The 16,288-nt window shown below is 48.7% G+C and carries 15 protein-coding genes; 3 read left to right on the top strand and 12 right to left on the bottom strand.

Translation table 11 applies throughout. The annotated features are described in order from the left end of the window. Positions 1 to 11: 11 nt before the first annotated feature. From ACX9GV_RS18120 to ACX9GV_RS18105, 4 genes are read right to left on the bottom strand one after another with little or no spacing between them, the layout of a single operon-like run. The gene (locus ACX9GV_RS18120) at positions 12 to 1,457 is read right to left on the bottom strand and encodes an NAD-dependent succinate-semialdehyde dehydrogenase (RefSeq protein ID WP_473196447.1); all 1,446 of its coding nucleotides are present in this window, start codon (positions 1,455 to 1,457) and stop codon (positions 12 to 14) included. Further along, entirely contained in the window at positions 1,454 to 2,500 is a 1,047-nt protein-coding gene (locus tag ACX9GV_RS18115) for an aldo/keto reductase (protein WP_473196446.1), read from the bottom strand. The genes ACX9GV_RS18120 and ACX9GV_RS18115 overlap by 4 nt, the downstream gene beginning before the upstream one ends. 10 nt (positions 2,501 to 2,510) lie before the next feature. Further along, the gene (fae, locus tag ACX9GV_RS18110) at positions 2,511 to 3,014 is read right to left on the bottom strand and encodes a formaldehyde-activating enzyme (RefSeq protein ID WP_473196445.1); all 504 of its coding nucleotides are present in this window, start codon (positions 3,012 to 3,014) and stop codon (positions 2,511 to 2,513) included. A 28-nt stretch (positions 3,015 to 3,042) separates the two neighbouring features. After that, positions 3,043 to 4,404 (bottom strand): MFS transporter, encoded by a 1,362-nt coding sequence (locus tag ACX9GV_RS18105; protein ID WP_473196444.1) that lies wholly within the window; start codon positions 4,402 to 4,404, stop codon positions 3,043 to 3,045. A 347-nt stretch (positions 4,405 to 4,751) separates the two neighbouring features. On the opposite strand from ACX9GV_RS18105, the gene ACX9GV_RS18100 reads away from it, so the two are divergent. Next, positions 4,752 to 5,654 carry a LysR substrate-binding domain-containing protein gene (locus tag ACX9GV_RS18100; protein WP_023489084.1) on the top strand — a complete coding sequence of 301 codons (903 nt, stop codon included), beginning with the start codon at positions 4,752 to 4,754 and terminating at the stop codon, positions 5,652 to 5,654. Here ACX9GV_RS18100 and yieH read toward each other — a convergent pair. Continuing rightward, the gene (yieH, locus tag ACX9GV_RS18095; RefSeq protein WP_473196443.1) at positions 5,644 to 6,309 is read right to left on the bottom strand and encodes a 6-phosphogluconate phosphatase; all 666 of its coding nucleotides are present in this window, start codon (positions 6,307 to 6,309) and stop codon (positions 5,644 to 5,646) included. The genes ACX9GV_RS18100 and yieH overlap by 11 nt on opposite strands. A gap of 273 nt (positions 6,310 to 6,582) precedes the next feature. Between yieH and ACX9GV_RS18090 the strand changes: the two genes are divergently transcribed. Beyond that, positions 6,583 to 7,920: an NCS2 family permease gene (locus tag ACX9GV_RS18090; RefSeq protein WP_023489082.1), complete on the top strand. Its 1,338-nt coding sequence runs from the start codon at positions 6,583 to 6,585 to the stop codon at positions 7,918 to 7,920. A gap of 79 nt (positions 7,921 to 7,999) precedes the next feature. On the opposite strand, the gene ACX9GV_RS18085 is transcribed toward ACX9GV_RS18090, so the two are convergent. Further along, on the bottom strand, positions 8,000 to 9,052 hold the full coding sequence (locus ACX9GV_RS18085) for an alpha/beta hydrolase (protein WP_473196442.1): 1,053 nt from the start codon (positions 9,050 to 9,052) through the stop codon (positions 8,000 to 8,002). 460 nt (positions 9,053 to 9,512) lie between these two features. Then, a complete protein-coding gene (locus tag ACX9GV_RS18080; RefSeq protein WP_023489080.1) occupies positions 9,513 to 10,547 on the bottom strand; it encodes a virulence RhuM family protein in 1,035 nt (344 codons plus the stop codon). 558 nt (positions 10,548 to 11,105) lie between these two features. On the opposite strand from ACX9GV_RS18080, the gene ACX9GV_RS18075 reads away from it, so the two are divergent. Then, on the top strand, positions 11,106 to 11,654 hold the full coding sequence (locus tag ACX9GV_RS18075; RefSeq protein WP_023491416.1) for a GNAT family N-acetyltransferase: 549 nt from the start codon (positions 11,106 to 11,108) through the stop codon (positions 11,652 to 11,654). Positions 11,655 to 12,166: 512 nt separating this feature from the next. Here ACX9GV_RS18075 and ACX9GV_RS18070 read toward each other — a convergent pair. The 5 genes from ACX9GV_RS18070 to mnmE form a co-directional block, all read right to left on the bottom strand. Then, positions 12,167 to 12,484 carry a type II toxin-antitoxin system RelE/ParE family toxin gene (locus ACX9GV_RS18070; protein WP_116730791.1) on the bottom strand — a complete coding sequence of 106 codons (318 nt, stop codon included), beginning with the start codon at positions 12,482 to 12,484 and terminating at the stop codon, positions 12,167 to 12,169. After that, on the bottom strand, positions 12,481 to 12,732 hold the full coding sequence (locus ACX9GV_RS18065; protein WP_473196441.1) for an antitoxin: 252 nt from the start codon (positions 12,730 to 12,732) through the stop codon (positions 12,481 to 12,483). The genes ACX9GV_RS18070 and ACX9GV_RS18065 overlap by 4 nt, the downstream gene beginning before the upstream one ends. 285 nt (positions 12,733 to 13,017) lie before the next feature. Next, positions 13,018 to 13,377, bottom strand: coding sequence for a hypothetical protein (locus tag ACX9GV_RS18060; RefSeq protein ID WP_473196440.1), 360 nt, complete (start codon positions 13,375 to 13,377; stop codon positions 13,018 to 13,020). A 135-nt stretch (positions 13,378 to 13,512) separates the two neighbouring features. After that, a complete protein-coding gene (locus tag ACX9GV_RS18055; RefSeq protein ID WP_473196439.1) occupies positions 13,513 to 14,511 on the bottom strand; it encodes a type IV toxin-antitoxin system AbiEi family antitoxin in 999 nt (332 codons plus the stop codon). A 406-nt stretch (positions 14,512 to 14,917) separates the two neighbouring features. Beyond that, entirely contained in the window at positions 14,918 to 16,282 is a 1,365-nt protein-coding gene (gene mnmE, locus ACX9GV_RS18050; RefSeq protein WP_023492506.1) for a tRNA uridine-5-carboxymethylaminomethyl(34) synthesis GTPase MnmE, read from the bottom strand. Positions 16,283 to 16,288: the final 6 nt, after the last annotated feature.

Below are 16,288 nucleotides of genomic sequence, written 5' to 3'. Positions count from 1 at the left end.
GTTTATCGAATTTACAGCAGTTGGCCGATATTGACGTATTTGGTTTCCTGATATTCATCCAGGCCGATATCCGCCCCTTCGCGCCCCAGACCAGACTCTTTCACCCCACCAAAAGGCGCTACCTCAGTAGAAATAATCCCTTCATTAATTCCTACCATGCCGCTTTCCAATGCTTTGGTAACACGCAAGGCGCGCGCCAAATCACGGGTATACAGATAAGCCGCTAACCCAAAGGGGGTTGCGTTAGCTCGGGTGATGACTTCATCTTCATCGGTAAAGCGGAAACAGGCAGCCAGCGGACCAAAGGTCTCTTCCTGCGCTAACCGCATCTGCTCTGTGGCGTTAGCCAACACCGTAGGTTGGAAGAATGATCCCCCTAAGTTGGCGCGCTTACCGCCACACATCAGCTTTGCACCTAACTTCAGGGCATCCTGTACATGAGCTTCCACTTTTTCTACCGCTTTAACATGGATTAGCGGCCCTTGCTCTGCCCCTGGCGTCATGCCTGGGGCGACGTTTAACGCTTGTGCGGCATCCGTCAGTTTCTGGACAAAGCGGTCATAAATACCGTCCTGAATGTAGAAACGGTTAACACATATGCAAGTCTGCCCGCTGTTGCGGAATTTGGCGGCCATTGCGCCGGCAATAGCTACATCAAGATCGGCATCATCAAACACGATAAAAGGTGCATTACCGCCCAGTTCCAGTGATAGCTTTTTCACTGTATCTGCTGCTTGACGCATTAATAACTTACCCACCGGCGTTGAACCAGTGAAAGAAATTTTACGCACCAGCGGGTTCGCCATCAGTGTTTCACCAATGGCGACGGTATCGCCGGAAACCGCATTAATCACCCCTGCCGGAACCCCGGCTTGTTCGGCTAATACAATCAACGCGAAAGCGCTGAGCGGAGTTTCATTGGCTGGCTTAATCACCGCAGTACAGCCAGCCGCCAATGCCGGGCCCAATTTGCGTGTCAGCATGGCTAATGGAAAGTTCCATGGCGTAATGGCAGCAATAACACCCACCGGCTCTTTAAAGGTGAGGATCTGATTGCCATTTTTGGTTGCCGGGATGGTTTTGCCATAGGCACGTTTAGCCTCTTCGGAAAACCATTCAATAAAGCTGGCGGCGTAAGCCACTTCGCCGATGGCTTCGCTGAGGACTTTACCTTGTTCGGTCACCATCAACTCAGCCAGTGCTTGTTGATGCTGCATGATCAACTGGAACCAGCGTCGCAAAATTTCTGACCGTGCTTTGGCGGTTTGAGCCCGCCAGGCCGGTAGCGCCGCCGCCGCTGCGGCAATGGCTGCTTCAGTTTCTGCATGGCCAGCCAGGGCAACATCAGCAATTTTTTCACCACTGGCGGGATTATCGACGGGATAAGTTTGTGGGGTCGTTTGCCACTGGCCATTGCAATACCAACCGGTACGCAGTAAGGAGGCATAAGCTGTCATGCAATATTCCTTGTTTCTAGGTTATCCACTGCAAAAAAACCGCGTGCTGGGCGGCTGTCACGCAGAATACGCTTGCCCGAGGTGTAGTCATTAATGACATCGCAAGGGGTGTAATTACGCTCCAGTTCATGCTGTTCCTCGTCATTGAGCTGGGTATCCAGTGCGGCGATGGCACTGTTGATCTGTTGTATCGAGTCGGCACCGACTAACATACAATCTACACCCGGGTGGTTAAGTACCCAGGCTTGAGCGACCTGTGCTGGTGGGATACCTCGTTGCTCAGCCACCCGGCTAACCGACTGCGCTATGTTAAGTGAAGTCGCATCAGCATACATTTCTTGGGTAAAAAAATCGGTCTTGTTGCGCACAGAGTTGAAATCGCAACTTAATAGCCCGCGAGCCAATGGGCTGAAGACTGAAATACCCAACCCCTGATCACGGCAAAACGGTATCATTTCACGCTCTTCCTCACGGTAAGCACAGTTGAGTTGCAGTTGCATATTAATGGGTTTGGTATAGCCATTACGCTCGCAATACCATAGGATTTTGGCTAACTGCCAGGTATACATGGTCGATACCCCAACATAGCGAGCCTTGCCAGAATGGACGATATCATTCATCGCTGCCCAGGTTTCTTCAATGGGGGTATTCACATCGAAGTAATGCAACATATAGATATCGACGTAATCGGTGCCCAAACGCTGCAAACTGGCATCGATACTGGCCATGATATGTTTACGTGAATGTCCCTGGTTGTTGAACCCCGCGCCAATTGGGTAGCCTACTTTGGTGGTCAGCACCAGTTCATCACGATTGGCAATGCGCTTGATCACCCGGCCCACCACTTCCTCACCGGCACCACTAGAGTAAAAATCCGCTAGATCAATAAAGTTAATCCCGTTTTCCAAAGCATGGCGGATCAGCGGTTCACTTTGTGCCTCATCGAAAATCCACGGTTTCCACTGTTTACTGCCCATATTCATGGTACCCAAGCACAAACGAGAAACTTTCAAACCACATTGACCCAGATTAATGTACTGCATGCTTCCCTCCTCAGGCTTTTGGGGTGTAGAACGGATTGCCCAACTGTGGCAGGGCTTCAGTCAATTGGTGGCGGGTCGGCAGTTTTTCCATTGCCGCCTGAATAGCTTGGGTACAGGCGAGGTAGTTGTTGTGATAGACCTCGTCAATATTGTTGCAACTGGGGTTGACCCAGTTAGCGGTGACAATACACCATTCATCTTCAGCCTCTGCGGGTAGGGTTCCTGACAGTAGTGCTTCAGTCACCGCCTTAGCGATAGCGGCTTGTGAGGCTCCCCAGGTTGCATTGCCGTGTAATTCACCGCTAATTTCTGCTTTATTGACATACAGCGTCATGGGTTTAGCCGGTACGTTAGGTTTAATTACCACCATAAATGGGCAGTGTCCTTGGCTGGGGGATGCCAAGCTGGAAGAGAAAGCCTGGCCGACGACACCATTACGCGGTCCGATCATGATATTGATATGCGAGGCATTTACGCCGTTACCTGCAAACCCTTCTCCGATATACATTTCCACTTAAAGATCTCCTGTTTTTAACATAATGTTATTTAGCCACAGTGGCTAACGTGTTCTCTGTTTGAGGTTGCGAGCCCTGGGCGGCATCCACCAGGGTCAGCCCCTTGGTTTCTGGTGCCCAGGCAATGGAAACAACGGCGCCAATCATCAAGATAAAGGCCAGAATGGCGGTAGTCGTCGGCATGCCGAAATGCACGATAGACAGAGGCAACAGGCCTGTGCCAATGGCGGAGCCTAATCGACTCATGGAGGTTGAAAACCCCACGCCCATGGAGCGGACTTCGGTAGGGAAGCTTTCAGCGGGGAAAACGCCTACCAGATTACTGACTGCTGACATGACTAATGTAAAGGCGGCAAAAATGGCGATCAGCCAGGTTGTTTGGCTACCAGGAAGAATACTTAGCATCACCAGGCAGGCTGCGAGGAAGATAAACGAACCAATCAGGAAACCACGGCGTGAGCAAATCACCGTCAGAACAATTCCCAGCAAGGCTCCGACGATCAACAAGCCGTTAAGCAGCAGGTCAGTGGAGAAGTTATTGTCTAGCCCCATCACCTGCAAAATAGAGGGCAAGAAGGTATAGATGGCAAAGTAAGGGATCACCAGACAAACAAAGAACAGGCTGTTGAACGCGGTACGGCGACAGTATTTAGGCCCAAATAGTGACAAAAAGCGTTGTTTTGATATCACGGGGGCTTCATCAATCAACAGGACATGGGGGCCGAAGTATTTATGTACTATCGCCATGGCTTGTTCCCGTTGTCCTTTCCCCATCAACCAGCGCGGTGACTCCGGTGTACCGATACGCATTAACAGAATTAGCAGGGCGGGTATGGCAGAAGAGGAGAGCAACCAGCGCCAGGCATCGGGCCCTAATGCAGTGAGAAAATGGCCAGCAAAGCCCGCGGCAACATAGCCAAAGGTCCAGATCACACTGAATGAACCGAGTAATACACCTCGATGCTTACGGGGGGCGAACTCGGCCAGCATGGTGTGTCCTACTGAAAAATCCCCTCCTAACCCAATACCTACTATTACTCGTAATAGAAACAGTTGTTCCGGTGTGGTGGCGAAGAACTGCAGGGCAGAGGCCAGCGTGATAACCACAAAGCTGAAACTGAAGATTTTCTGGCGGCCAATATAATCAGAGATCCAGCCGAGGACCAAACTGCCGATAAATAGCCCAATCAGTGCTGAACTACCGAGCAACCCTTCCCAAAAGGGGGTGAGGCCCATTTGTGGTTTGATTTGTGCCAAGGCGAAGCCGATAACACCGAGTACATAGCCATCTGTAAAATGTGCACCAAAGGTTAGCCCGGCGATTTTGATATGGAACCGATTTAACGGCACATCATCCATACGGATGGATTGTTGGGTTAAAGTTTGCATTTACCTGTCCTCCTGTTGGGAACGGTACGGGTATACCGTTGGTCGGTATTGCTAATTGATTTTTCCTACTCCCACGCATTGACCTTTATGAGTGCCAAAGATGAGAGGAGCGAGTCATCAATTGGCAATGTGAAATGCCTTGATGTTATTTTTTTGTTTTTATTTGGTTGCTAATGTGAGCATAAAGGAAGCGATAGGCGAGTGCGTTTTAGTCATACCCCTCAGCAGAAAATGCATGTGACTCACCTCTGGTTTTATGGAAATAAACGCTGCAAGGGATAAAAACATGCATCAAATTAATAACATGTAATTAACAAAACGATGTCTGTTGGCGAGGTAAATGGATTGTGAGAAAGCTCCCATCACTCAGCATGTTGCGTGTTTTTGAGGAAACTTGTCGGACATTAAGTTTCAGTAAGGCGGCTGAAGCACTATTCATTACTCAGAGTGCAGCCAGCCGACAAATGAAACAGTTTGAAGAGTTTCTCGGTAAGTTACTGTTTGTACGTAGTCATTACGGTTTGTCACTCACGCAGGATGCCATGTTGTTATTGCCCGTAGTGCGGCAAGCGCTGGATATTCTGGAAGAAGGGATATGTCATGTGCGATTACACAATCCATTGCAGCACTTAAGGTTACAAGTCGCGCCTACTTTTGCTACCCGTTGGTTGGCTCCACGGCTAGTCGAGTTGCGTCAACACAATACCCAGTTACAAATTGCGTTAATCAGTGAGGCTCGACAAAAATATTGTGATTTTGATTGTGCAGTGCGCTTTGGTCGATTGACCGACAGCATTAATGGGGAATGGTTATGCCATGAACAGTTAGTGCTGGTGGGAAGCCCATTATTGATGATCAATGGCGTGTTTCCGCCGCTCAATAGTCAGCCGCAATTACATATTCTTGATGGTGATAGCCGGATGGACACTTGGCAACGCTGGTTGGATGCAGCGGGTCGCAGTGAAGTACAAGATCGTGGGGGATTGGAGTTTAGTACACAGGATCAGGTCATCAACGCCTGTATCACCGGGGCTGGCTATGCCGTATTGGATAAAATGATGATCCATAATGAACTGCATGGTGGTTTGCTGATGTTGTTTTCACCATTGGCAGTTAAGAGTACCCATGGCTATTGGTTGGAGATCCCTCCTGGTAAGCGGGAATTACCACGGGTGGGTTATTTTCGCGATTGGCTATGGTCGGAAATTAGCCGGGCAGAACCGGCTAGAGCATTGGTCGTTAATGGGTAAGTTGCCAACCACGTTGTTGCCACAGAAGGGGTAACTGTGACAGATGGTCAAACATGGTCACCAGAGGGTGGTCGATGGGTTTATTGTGTGGATCGGCACAGAAGTAGAACACCGGGATCCCTGCAGCAATACCCGCCTGTGCACCCGCGGCAGAATCGTCCACCAGAATGCAGCGCTCAACCGCCACCTGCATTTGCTGGGCAGCATGGAAAACGATGGCCGGATCGGGTTTCCAGCGTTGGATATCGTAACCGCTGAATAATCGGTCATCGAAATAGGAAAGCATCTGGGTCAGCCCCAGCGAATGTTGCATTTTGCTGACGGGCCCGTTGGATACAGTACATATAGGGGCTTTCATTTGTGCCAACAATGCTTGTGCACCGGCAATGGGTTGCAGCTCGGCATCGAACAGGCGTGCAACCTCTTGGCGATAGATCGGCTCTAATTGTGCTTGTGGCAGAGTCACGCCCCGTTCGGCACTGATTTTTTCGATGATTTCGTTGAGTTTTACCCCTTTGTATTTTTTAAATATTTCTTCTAGCGAAACCTCAATATCATAATGGGCAAACATATGCACATAAGCCTTACTGCACAACACTTCACTGTCTACTAGCGTGCCATCACAATCAAATAAAACACATTCAACCTGACTCATTGGAATATCTGCCTTCGGCTAACTGATGATGGCTGTCACTTTAACTGGATTATTTATCTCCGTCATCATGCAAGCTGAAGGGGAATGTTTTAGCGGTTGCCGCCCAGTGTCATTTACCGCTAACGGTTATGGCTGATGAATATGAATAAATACAATCTGTTGAATTTTTTAGCCGTACAGATGGCGAAAAAAAGCGATGGGTGAGATCAAAAACCCTATTTTTTGTTATAGGATAGCAACCGACACTTCATCCCCCTGTTCGGAATACTGATAATGAGCAAACAAGACATCAGCCTTGATGCTAATCAAGGCTTGCTTGAGCGCGTTTTTAAACTCAAGCAGCATGGAACCACGGTACGCACGGAAACGATTGCCGGAATCACCACTTTTTTAACCATGGTCTATATCGTGTTCGTCAACCCGCAGATCTTGGGGGCGGCGGGTATGGATACTCGAGCGGTATTTGTCACTACCTGCCTGATCGCTGCTTTTGGCAGCATTTTTATGGGTCTATTGGCTAACTTGCCGGTAGCTTTGGCACCAGCAATGGGCTTGAATGCTTTCTTCGCGTTTGTGGTGGTGGGTGCGATGGGCATTTCATGGCAGGTTGCGATGGGCGCTATTTTTTGGGGAGCTGTCGGTTTCTTTTTACTGACGGTATTCCGTATCCGTTACTGGATGGTAGCCAATATTCCACTTAGCTTGCGTGTAGGGATCACCAGTGGTATTGGCTTGTTCATTGCCATGATGGGGTTGAAAAATGCCGGTATCGTGGTCGCTAATCCTGATACGCTGGTGGCGGTAGGGAACCTGACTTCTCACAGTGTTCTGCTGGGGGCGCTGGGGTTTTTTATCATCGCCGTTCTGGCCTCGCGTAATATTCATGCCGCGGTGCTGGTTTCCATCGTGGTCACCACCTTGATCGGTTGGCTATTGGGTGATGTACAGTATGCTGGCATATTCTCTATGCCGCCAGATATCACTACCGTTGTCGGTCAGGTGAATATTACCGGGGCACTGGATCTGGGCTTGGCTGGGGTGATTTTCGCCTTTATGCTGGTTAATCTGTTTGACTCATCCGGTACCCTGATTGGGGTGACCGACAAGGCGGGGCTAACCGATGAAAACGGTAAATTCCCACGTATGAAGCAGGCGCTGTATGTTGATAGTATCAGCTCCGTAGCAGGGGCATTTATTGGTACTTCTTCAGTCACGGCTTATATTGAAAGTTCTTCTGGTGTCGCTATCGGTGGTCGCACCGGTCTGACCGCCGTGATAGTCGGGCTGTTGTTTCTGTTGGTGATTTTCCTGTCGCCATTAGCTTCGATGGTGCCAGCTTATGCTGCTGCGGGTGCTTTGATCTATGTTGGGGTTCTGATGACCTCCAGCTTGGCACGCGTAAAATGGGAAGATATGACTGAAGCGGTTCCTGCCTTTGTTACCGCAGCCATGATGCCTTTTAGCTTCTCGATTACTGAAGGGATTGCGCTGGGCTTTATCTCTTATTGTGTGATGAAGCTGGGTACTGGCCGTTGGCGTGAAATCAGCCCTTGTGTGATTGTCGTGGCGCTGTTGTTTGTGCTCAAAATCGTGTTTGTTGATGGGCATTGATCAAAAAGAATAAGCGGTGCTTGAGCACCGCTGGTTCAAGTCGTCAATCATTGCAGCAGTAAGTGTCCCCGTTTTTCTATCAGGCTCCCGGTGATGCATCGGCGCTTTTGCCCATCATCCAACGCAATGGTTGCTGGAAGTGTAGCGGCCAGTTTCCTTGTGTATCTTCTCTCAGGTTAAAACTTGCCGTCTTGGTCAGATTCTGATTACTGAACAGGTTGGCAAAATGCAGCGCCAGAGCTTTGTCATTAAAGTTTTGATGGCCATAATAGGCGATCATAATGCGTTTATTCTCTGCTAATGAATATGATGCTGGCGGGATTTTCCCTTGTGGTGTAATCAGTAAAGCGCCGGCGTAAAATTGCGGGTATTTTGCCATCAGATTACCCGCGTGCAGCGCGCCTTGGCCGCGAGCGGTAAGGTAGACCTGATGGGGGTTAAGCTTCAGTTTAGGGGTGAGCTCCTGCAGGGTACGTTGAATCGCGCTATGGGTGCTCTCTTCGCTATCGATAGACCAGCGGAAGCTATTCTCGGCAAGCATTTGAGTACCGTTTAACTCAATATAGGCAACACCTGCTTCAGCAAAAAGCAATCGATCTTTAGGGGTGATATTAGCGGCTCTGCCATAAGGGTGCAGGTAGATAACGGTTGGCCAACCGGTGGCAGGAGGTGAGCCATTCGGGACAGAATACTGTGCTTTACCCTCAAACGGCGAAGCATATAGCTGATAGCGTGTTTTGGCCTCAGCGAGGATGGAACGATAAGTCTCACTTTGCTGAAGGCTATTGAATGCGTTGTTTTCCAGCAGATTATAGTAATACCACAATCCCCGTTTGGCACTGAGTTGCAAATAGTGTTCCGCCAGTTCTGTTTGGCCTTTTTGTGCAGAGGTAGCGGCCAATTGAAAAGGAACCCAGACATTGCGTTTATCTTCGTGTATCAGTGACAGATACAATGGCATCGTTTCTGCTTTTTTGTCCTCCAGGCTATGGACAGATCGCGGCAATGGCATCATCAGTGAGCTATTGGCTGGCAGGTTCAGCGGTTCTTCCCCGGGGGGATAGCGCATTTCGCTGGCAAGTAATGGACTGGTGATAAAAAACAGCAATAGAGTAAAAATAACAGCATACATAATATTATTGCTTTGTTTATTAAGAACATTAATTCTAATAGTGATTAAAAATCGGCACATTGGGTTGATACTCCCCTTTATTCAGGCTGAGGTTATCAGCCATCGAGCGAGATCCCCTAAAGGGTCGAGTTATGCAACCGACACTCACTTGCGGCTTGAATAATGACGGATATCGATAACTCCTACGGCAAGATTGTGCCATACCAATAGTAAATTTGTTTTGTAAAATTTGCCCAAAAAACAGTGCAAAATATCGACAGCTTGGTTAATTTATTGTTTTATAAAAACATATCATTGTAATAATAACCAAGCGAATGAGTAAAAATGTGATCGGGTGCGAACACCCATAGCGGCATAATTGGTTGGTAAGATTGAGGGTATTGGCAGGATAAATGTCAAAACCGAGAACGATGGAACCGATATTGATGTCGGTTCCATGGCTTGTTCAACCTAGGCAGTGTTATTTGTCTTTTTTAACGATTGCCTTGAGGGCCGCGATATTGGCAAGTGCGCCTTCGGCTTCTTTTAAACGGCGACGTTGTTCTGCAAAGCGGTCAAACTCCAATTTCGCCTTGTCATCAGCATCCTTTTTGGAGATTTTTCCCGCTCCGCTTAATACGTCCCGATCATTAAAATTTAAAAACTGATCCAGCTTATCGGCCCAATCTTGCAAGAACACTTGTTTGCGGCGTAGTGCTTGGTCCTCGGCAAAGTCGAGCCACATGTTGACGATGCGATTAAGCTCTTTGATTTCGTCTTCACGCAGATAGTTTTTCGCGATGGTGACATCGGTCTTACGCACTTCATCGCCTTTATAGCTGGTTAAGCCTATGTCCGGCTTATTGGCATCCACACGGCTCGCGATAAGCTCAGCGGCCGTCATATGCGTACAGGCATAATGCAACTTGTTCTGGATGATCTGGAAGAAGCGGTTGGTCTCTTGGTTGGATGGCTCGTAATCGGCAGCCATAGTAAAGATTTCTTTGACTCGCAGATAAACACGACGCTCACTCGCTCGGATATCGCGAATGCGTTCCAGCATTTCATCAAAGTAATCTGGCACCGCAGAATGACCAACGGGGGGATTTTTCAGGCGCTCGTCATCCATAGCGAATCCCTTTATTAGATATTCTTTCAGGACTTGCGTTGCCCATTGGCGGAACTGCGTACCTCGTTGAGAACGAACCCTGTAGCCAACAGCCAAAATTGCATCGAGATTGTAGTGATCGATTTCGCGAGAAACTTGACGAGTTCCTTCCAATCGAACTATCCGGAATTTCCGGATAGTTGCGTTTTGTACAAGCTCACCCTCGTTGTAGATATTGATTAGATGTTCATTAATTGTGCGAACATCTTTATCATAAAGCTCAGCCATTGCAGCCTGAGAAAGCCACAATGTATCAGATTCAAATCGGCACTCGACGCGTGTTTGGCCGTCAGCAATTGTAAACAGGACAAATTCGCCATGCGGAGCTTGTGGGGTGTTATCTGTCATTGAATCACCTCTTAGTTTGGGTGTTCGCGGCACCTGATTGCTACTATCTCGAAGAGTATGAGCTAGTTCAAGTTATTCATTGTTTGTATCCCCATCACTGAGGGTGTCCGGGTTTTCAGTGACTTTTTGTCCGCGGATGCTAATTGTCGTTCGATCTTTTTCACATCTTCTGAAGGTGGTAAATGTTCTGGTCGTATACCTCGGCTTAATAGTGTTTGGCGTACAGCATCGTTATTGGTTACATGCTCGATAGATATTTGCTGCTCGCGGGTCATCTGTTGTGTGCGACCAGATAGCAGGCGTAACGAGTAAGCATCACATCGTCGATTTCTCGTTGGCTGCCTGAACCTAGCTCGACCATTTTCCCGACGTCGGCAAAATGGTCTGCAATGGCATGACCGCTGATTTCACTAGCGGTTTTGGCCTTTGATATGACGCTAACTATCTGGTTAACTACCCGATTACCTGAATGTTTTATGTACATCCCAATGAATTACAGTAACTATTGAACGAGTAAAAAGTAGCAAAGGACACGTTAATCAGTAAGGGAAAGAGCACATGCAGATACCCACGTTAAAAACAGAACGTTTGCTGTTAAAGCCATTAGTTGCCGAAGATGCACCTCAGATTCAGGAGCTCTATCCACGCTGGGAAATTGTCCGCTATATGGTGTCATCGGTTCCCTGGCCCTATCCTGACGATGGTGCAGCCCATTACGTTAATAACGTCGCGCTGCCAGCTATGGCAAAAGGACTCGCCTGGGTTTGGACCATACGGCATCAGGATAATCCTGACAATTTAATCGGCGTTATCTGCCTAGACGATGCGGAAAATAATAATCGTGGTTTCTGGTTGGCACCTGAGTATCAGGGGCAGGGATTAATGCGCGAAGCCAGTATGGCGGCGACAGATTACTGGTTTAATACGTTGAACAGGCCAGTATTGCGTGCTCCGAAAGCGACTGAGAATACACGTTCTCTGCACATTTCAGCCAGTAGCGGCATGCGACTAATCAAAACGGAAAAGAGACAGTTTGTCAGCGGGCTTCTGGACTCACAGTTGTGGGAGATTACTCGTGATGAGTGGAATGCCTATCACTCAAGTTAACAGGATATGATGGCCGCTTTTCGTTCATAGTGGCCTAAAACTAAAGGTTCTCCATATAGTGGAACGCTTTCATCAGTTCTTGTTCAGTGAGTGGTGATACCAAACTTGCCCCGGAATCCTTCTCGACTTTTATCAAAAGCTGACGGCGGGTAATCCCCAACTTGTTCGCCACATGGTTAGCACAACTTCGTGCGTGGGAAGCTCGGTGTGCCAAGGGGCTTGTTGTATCCAAAACTTTTGCTCTTGATGATGAATGAGACATTGTTAATTCCTTTAGCAGATATTTTTGCTCATTCTGACACTTTCCGAAAGGCAGAATCATGGAGATTGACCTTCGGCTTCTAGCGGAAATGCGGCAGCCGTTATTATGTAATCCCTTTGAGTTTAAAGGCGAGTGACACCCAACCTTAATCCCCAATTTATTTTCGGCAGCATTAGGAGAAAAACTGTTTTTTATCGGGATAGTGATCAGAACTCCGGTGAATCATACCTCTTCATCGGGCTAGTAATCGTTAACTTTCTTTGCTGAATCTCTCTGCCAGTCGAGTCATGAGGTCCATGCGTTCATGAAAAATCGCTACGACCAATGCGGGCGCACTGCCGCGTGGCAGGCAGAAGACATAGTGATGTTCACAATGTGCCATCCGTAACTCAGGAAAGAGTTCACTCATATCTTTGAAAGCGCCGCGCCCGGCTGCTAGGTTGGCAATGCCATGTTCCAGCCTAGCGATATAGTTGCGTACCTGCGTGGTACCCCACTGCTTACGCGTGTAGCGGATGATGCCGCGTAGATCTGCTTCCGCCTCTACCGTGAGGAGGTAGGTTTTCAAGTATGATCCCCGTCAAGTTCTTCATCAAGAATTTCGCCGATGTCTTTGGTGGACACTTTCCCCGCTAGCCCGTCGTTGATGCGGCTTCCTAGCAGGTTTTTCAGTTCCTTCCATGCCTGATCAGCATCTGCATCGCCGGGGAACAAACGTTCGAGAGCGTATTGTTTGATGGTCTTACCTTGTAGGGCTGCCAGCGCCTTCAGGCTTTGGTGCTGTTGGTCTGTTATGTCTATTGTCAGGCGGCTCATAGGATCATCTCCTTTAAAATACACAAACCCACATTAGCATATATGTGGGTTTGTGGCTAATCACCTTACGTCCTTCCACAATCTGCGCATCAATAAAATCAGCTCAGTATGTTAGATCAGTCTGTTTGATCTTACCCACGAACAATGGACATAAAAATGGTGGATGTGTATGGATGTATTAGGGGGTGGACAGTAATGCGTACTAACAGCCAGTTTTAGCCATGGCTTATTATACTGTTCCAGAAGTCATTCATGATCAGCTCAATCTCAGCCATATCGTCCACATCAGATTGTCGCGCGCAGACGTTCTCTATCGAGACTTATCAACTCTGCCAAAGATGAGTGCTCACTAATCGCCGCGATATCTTTGCCCAGCAGAACAGCTCCCATACGTACCGGATTCCAGTCCAAATTTTCACCTTCAACGGCGGAGGAATAGATACGCTCATCTTCTATAGCGCTATATTCACGAATAATTTTATAGAGATCGGTTGCGTCTTTAGCACTACCATGCCCGCGATCGCGCCAGGCAAAAAGTTTTAACAGCGCTAACCCCGGCAGGGAGCAAAACGGCAGCTTTTCTCCATTCGTCAGTTGCACGGTTACAGTATGAGAAAATGCCTCACTAAATCCATCCACTGACATAATGATTTCACGTTCCGGCGGCCAATGCTCCTGCCGTGAACATGATGGAGCAGAATTTCACGCGCCGTCGCTCCCGCAATAAAAAACGGGATCTCCTGAGCAGCGCAAATTCGCTTTATCTGGGTGAACAGGGCTTCAGTAGCTGAAAAGATCGGATTCACTAAGGTGAAGATATTTGTCATTGATTATCCTTGCTGCTTCCCGGTTTCTATCATCGCCGCTTGCCAGTAGTTCGGCCACACACAACATCGCTTCTGCTTGATGGTTCAGGGTAAAGTTCCCCCAGAAACAGGAAATCAGTTGCAGTTTCCCACCAAGAACAGGTTTTAGTCCTAGTTCCTTTCGTCTTTGTAACAATGGGTGAGGCGTAAAAATCACGCCGTTTTCTGGTAGCAGGTATCCGCCGCTCAGTTCTGCGGCTGCAATCTCGCCACTCCAGTATTCATCGGCCGCAAGTGTTATCTCATCCCGCGAAGCAGGCGTAGGCAGGGAAAGAAAATCCAGCTTCGGGCGCAGGACGGTGGCATAGTCTTTTAGCCACAAAACCTGTAATTCGCCTTCATTCATTAAGCGGCGCCCCTGCTGTGATTTGCGGAAATAGCGACGCGCCTCAAGGGAATTGAAAGCTTTGCTGACCATTCCCAAAGAGATACCCGCTTTCTGCGCCAAGCTGCGGTAAGTATCGTTGAGGCTTTCCGGGCAGGATAACAGCACAAAAAGCAGCTTCATTACTCCTTCAGCAAAATGACTACTGACAGCTACAGGTTTCTTTTCATATCGACCATCAATAAACAGATATAACCCCGGAACCTGGATACGGGCATTCCCGGCGGTATCGATAAAATTAATCTGGTTATCCACGCAATATTCCACCAGTGCGGACGTCAGCCGGTTGCACACCAGTAATATAGGAAAACCCTCAGATAAGAGAGGGGACATTTTACGGATAGCGATCAGCGACTCTTTGCGATGGATATGCTTTACTTCCAGGGAAAAATTCGCCATCTCTCCTCCTGGCCCTATCAGCCTGCCCCAGCCGTCATGTATGTCATGTTTGTTGCCAATTTCATACTGCAATAGGAAGCCTTTTGGCAGGTTTTCTACAGCATCAGACAGAAGCTGTTCTTCTTTCATTTGTTCAGACCTTTATCTTGTTCATGAATCATGAACAAGATAATATTATGAACAATCCGGGAGGGAAGCAACGCAAGTTTAAAAAAAACACAAGTCAGGGATGTTACTCGATCAACCATTCGTACGGTGTTTTCTACTTCATCTGCCGCTCAACTGCTGAATCCCCTGGTATGCACTGATGGGGTGTAGTTGCAGATGTTCTAAACCCTATGTTTTCTGATAAGCATTGAGAATCTGCAATCAGCCCGTAAATTAGGCCCATTCCGGCATGCTTACTTTGCCAGCGTTTGGCGAACGCTTTTCCCGTTGTTGGGGCCATTTAGGAAGTGAGTAGACAATAAAAACCCGCATTAACAGGCAGTTAATGCGGGTTAGTGAACATTTATGGAGCAGTATGGATAAGTAATCACTTACCAATGCAAAAGCTGGAAAAGATACGCCCGAGCAGGTCATCAGAGGTAAATTCACCGGTGATTTCGCTTAATGCTCGTTGTGCCAGGCGCAGTTCTTCGGCAAGCAACTCCCCCGCGTAAGCACTCACTAACTGTTCTTTCCCCTGAGCGAGATGTTCGTCTGCTTGTTCCAATGCCTGCAAATGGCGGCGGCGGGCCAGGAAGCCACCTTCGGTATTGTTGGTAAAGCCCATGCTCTGCTTGAGGTGGTTGCGTAACAGTTCAAGCCCTTCACCGGTTCGGGCGGAAAGACGTATAAGTGAGTGACCATTCACTTCACTCATGCCCAGTTCTTCACCCGTAATATCCGCTTTGTTGCGCACCACGGTGATCGGCAAGCGGGTTGGCAGGCGTGCCATAAACTCAGGCCAAATCTCGCTAGGCTCGGTCGCGCTGGTGGTGGTGCCATCCACCATAAACAGCACGCGGTCTGCTTGCTCGATCTCATTCCACGCACGTTCGATACCAATACGCTCCACTTCGTCCATGGCATCCCGCAGGCCTGCGGTATCGATAATATGTAGCGGCATACCGTCGATATGAATATGTTCACGCAGGACATCACGGGTGGTACCGGCAATATCGGTCACAATGGCGGCTTCACGCCCTGCTAACGCATTCAACAGGCTGGATTTCCCGGCATTGGGCCGCCCGGCAATCACGACCTTCATCCCTTCACGCAATAAGCTGCCCTGGCGTGCTTCTGCCCGCACGTTATCCAGGTCGGCGATAACACGATTAAGCTGCGCTTCGATTTTGCCATCTGAAAGAAAGTCAATTTCCTCATCAGGAAAGTCGATTGCCGCTTCTACGTAGATACGCAGGTGAGTGAGTGCTTCCACCAGTTGGTGGATACGGCTAGAAAACGCCCCTTGTAACGAGTTCATCGCCGAGCGGGCCGCTTGCTCTGAGCTGGCATCGATCAAGTCGGCAATGGCCTCGGCCTGGGCCAGATCCAGTTTGTCATTGAGGAAAGCGCGCTCTGAGAATTCACCCGGGCGGGCAATGCGTACACGGGGTAACGCCAGCACACGTTTTAGCAATAAATCGAGAATAACCGGCCCACCGTGACCCTGAAGTTCCAGGACATCTTCACCAGTAAAGGAATTGGGGGCCGGGAACCACAGCGCAATACCCTGATCCAGGGTACTGCCATCGGCATCGCGGAATGGCAGATAGTCGGCATGACGTGGTTTGGGCAGTTTGCCAAGCAGCGCCAAAGCCACCTCTTTGGCGTCATGGCCTGAGATGCGCAGAATGCCTACACCGCCACGCCCAGGTGGTGTGGCAATGGCCGTGATGGTATCAGAGTTGTTCATTGCCGG

This window comes from Serratia sp. 25CWL12, assembly GCF_055790885.1.
This window is presented reverse-complemented; position numbering and strand designations above follow the sequence as displayed.

Bases quoted from the DNA above. Each gene is read 5' to 3' on its own strand.
- ACX9GV_RS18060 (WP_473196440.1), bottom strand. From the start codon at position 13,377: ATGTCAGTGGATGGATTTAGTGAGGCATTTTCTCATACTGTAACCGTG.
- yieH (WP_473196443.1), bottom strand. From the start codon at position 6,309: ATGAGTCAGGTTGAATGTGTTTTATTTGATTGTGATGGCACGCTAGTA.
- ACX9GV_RS18075 (WP_023491416.1), top strand. From the start codon at position 11,106: ATGCAGATACCCACGTTAAAAACAGAACGTTTGCTGTTAAAGCCATTA.
- ACX9GV_RS18080 (WP_023489080.1), bottom strand. From the start codon at position 10,547: ATGACAGATAACACCCCACAAGCTCCGCATGGCGAATTTGTCCTGTTT.
- ACX9GV_RS18085 (WP_473196442.1), bottom strand. From the start codon at position 9,052: ATGTATGCTGTTATTTTTACTCTATTGCTGTTTTTTATCACCAGTCCA.
- ACX9GV_RS18065 (WP_473196441.1), bottom strand. From the start codon at position 12,732: ATGAGCCGCCTGACAATAGACATAACAGACCAACAGCACCAAAGCCTG.
- ACX9GV_RS18120 (WP_473196447.1), bottom strand. From the start codon at position 1,457: ATGACAGCTTATGCCTCCTTACTGCGTACCGGTTGGTATTGCAATGGC.
- ACX9GV_RS18090 (WP_023489082.1), top strand. From the start codon at position 6,583: ATGAGCAAACAAGACATCAGCCTTGATGCTAATCAAGGCTTGCTTGAG.
- ACX9GV_RS18105 (WP_473196444.1), bottom strand. From the start codon at position 4,404: ATGCAAACTTTAACCCAACAATCCATCCGTATGGATGATGTGCCGTTA.
- ACX9GV_RS18055 (WP_473196439.1), bottom strand. From the start codon at position 14,511: ATGAAAGAAGAACAGCTTCTGTCTGATGCTGTAGAAAACCTGCCAAAA.
- mnmE (WP_023492506.1), bottom strand. From the start codon at position 16,282: ATGAACAACTCTGATACCATCACGGCCATTGCCACACCACCTGGGCGT.
- ACX9GV_RS18115 (WP_473196446.1), bottom strand. From the start codon at position 2,500: ATGCAGTACATTAATCTGGGTCAATGTGGTTTGAAAGTTTCTCGTTTG.